1 protein-coding gene is annotated in these 2,346 nt (G+C 67.6%); it reads left to right on the top strand.

The genetic code is table 11. From position 1 onward, the window contains the following. Positions 1-953 precede the first annotated feature (953 nt). Positions 954-1,937: a site-specific integrase gene (locus tag HPY23_RS32410; RefSeq protein ID WP_200647377.1), complete on the top strand. Its 984-nt coding sequence runs from the start codon at positions 954-956 to the stop codon at positions 1,935-1,937. Positions 1,938-2,346 lie beyond the last annotated feature (409 nt).

Genomic DNA, 2,346 nt, shown 5'->3' with positions numbered 1-2,346 from the left:
GAGTGAGGTCGCGGGGTCGGTGATGAAACAAAGCCCAGGCTATCATTCATCCGCAGGCGCCGACGTGGTAAGCTCGCCTCGCTTTGCGGGTAGGTTGCCGGCGCTGTCGTCCTCGCAGGAGGTTGGCCGCGCCGGCGCTTCGCCCTCGTGCTCTCCTGACGCTGATGTGATATCGTCCTATCGCTTGGTCGGGGGGTTGCCGGCACGGGGTCTTGCCTTGCGGGATGATCGTGCCGGCGCCTCGCCCGCCGATCGCCCATGCTTCCCTAACGGTGATGTGGTATCGTCTCCCGGCTTTGGACGGGGGGTTGCTGGCGCGGGTCTATCGACCAATGACCGCGCTGGCGCCTCGCCCCAGAGCGATGCTTCGTGCCTTCCCGCCGATGACGTGCTAATCTCCGCCCATCTTGGCGGGCCAGTCCCGGTGCGGTCCCTCGGTCTTGAGGCACGCCGCGCCGGGGTTGCGCCGCTGAGCCCCGCCGGTTCGGCCCGCGAGATGACGGACGAGGCTTGGCGCCGCGTCGAGGCGTTCACGGCCCGCGCTCCCGAAAAGCCCGCGTTCGGCTCGCCCTGCAATGGGTGCGGGTTCTGCTGCGCGGCCGAGCCCTGCAGCGTGGCCCGCCAGTTCGTCCCCGGAGCGATCGACGGCGCCCCGTGTCCCGCGATGGAATTCGAGCACGGCCGGTTCTGGTGCGGGATGGTCCGCCGACCGGGACACTATCTCGGCTTGCCCGCCTGGGGTGACGAGGAGATGGGCGCCATGATCGGGGAAGCGCTCGGGGCCGGGAAGGGGTGCTGCGCCGATGTCGGGTAGCCGGCGGCCTCACTCGTCACAGGCTGTGGCAAGTGGCAAAATTTGCCACTCTCTTCCGGCCGAGCAGGTGTTCGCCAACTTTGCCAACACCCCCGAGCCTGTGGGTCTGCCTGCTAAGTGTGAAGGGGTGTCCGCCGAGATGGTTTGCCGTGCTACGCGGCAAACCCCTGGCAGCCTCCCCGCCGAAGCCGCCAGCATTGTTGAGGCGTACCAGCGCGCATCGAAGGCCGATGCCACCGTGCGAGCCTACAGGGGTGACGCCGCGGCGTTCACGGCCTGGTGCGCCCGCTATGGGTTTCGGTCCCTGCCGGCGAGCCCCGAGGCGGTGGCCGCCTTCCTAGTGGCGGAGGCGGAGGCCGGGCGAGCTGCGTCCACGATCGGCCGGCGGTGTGCCGCGATCCGCTACGCGCACAAGCTCGCCCGGCTGCCCGATCCGACCGATGACGAGGCGGTGCGGGCCACGGTGAAGGGTATCCGGCGCAAGGTCGGGACAGCGCCGGACCAGAAAGCGGCAGCTACGGCCGACGTGCTGGCCGCCATGCTGATGCGGATCCCGGACACGCTCACGGGCAAGCGGGATCGCGCCTTGCTCGCCCTCGGGTTCGCGGGCGCCTTCCGCCGATCGGAGCTTGTCGCCCTCGACGTGGAGGACTTGCGCGAGGATCCCGAAGGGCTCCGGGTGATGGTGCGCCGGAGCAAGGTGGACCAGGAAGGCGCCGGGCTCGAGAAAGCCATTCCGCACGGGCGGTTCATCAGGCCGGTTGCCCTCCTGCGGGACTGGCTTGATGCGGCGGGGATCACCGAAGGGCCGGTGTTCCGGCCGGTGTCCAGATCTGGACGGGTGCGGGCGCAGAGGAGTCGCCAAATTGGCGACTCTACTCCCCGCCTCACTACCCAAGCCGTCGCTGACATCGTGAAACGGTACGCGACCGCGGCCGGGCTCGATGCCTCGACGTTCGGGGCTCACAGCTTGCGCGCCGGCTACATCACGACCGCGGCGGAGCGCGGCGCGGATCTCGCCCGCATCATGGACCAGTCCGGGCACCGGGATACCCGAACGGTCGTCGGCTACATCCGGCGAGCCAATGCCTTCAAGGGGCACTCGGGGAGCGGGTTCCTGTAGCTCCGGACTACAACATCAGGACAACAAATCACAACACGGTGCACGAACACGGGGCTTTGATTTCGTGGGGCTTTCTGCGCGCGGGGAAGGCGTTTGAATTCGGGGAGTTTCCGGTAGCGCTAATGCGCGCGAGGGCGCGCCATTCGCTCGGCTGCCCTGTTCATAAATGTTAGCCCGCGGAATGGTTTTCCCCTGCGGATCGGGTTGAAATCAATCAATCGAATTGCCGGCCGAGCCGATTGGTTTCCAGTGCGGTTTCCAGCCCCTGCGCGCGATGATCGGCAGGCCGCCACCTCCTACGAAAAACGGTTCTTCGTCATTCGGGGTTGATAGGGGCTCACAGTAGCCCCGCCTCCAAATCGGCCTCCAGGGTTGATAGCGGCATCCCGTAGTACCGCCAGGGGCCGTA

It is taken from the genome of Methylobacterium ajmalii, assembly GCF_016613415.1.
GTDB lineage: Bacteria > Pseudomonadota > Alphaproteobacteria > Rhizobiales > Beijerinckiaceae > Methylobacterium > Methylobacterium ajmalii.
This window is presented reverse-complemented; position numbering and strand designations above follow the sequence as displayed.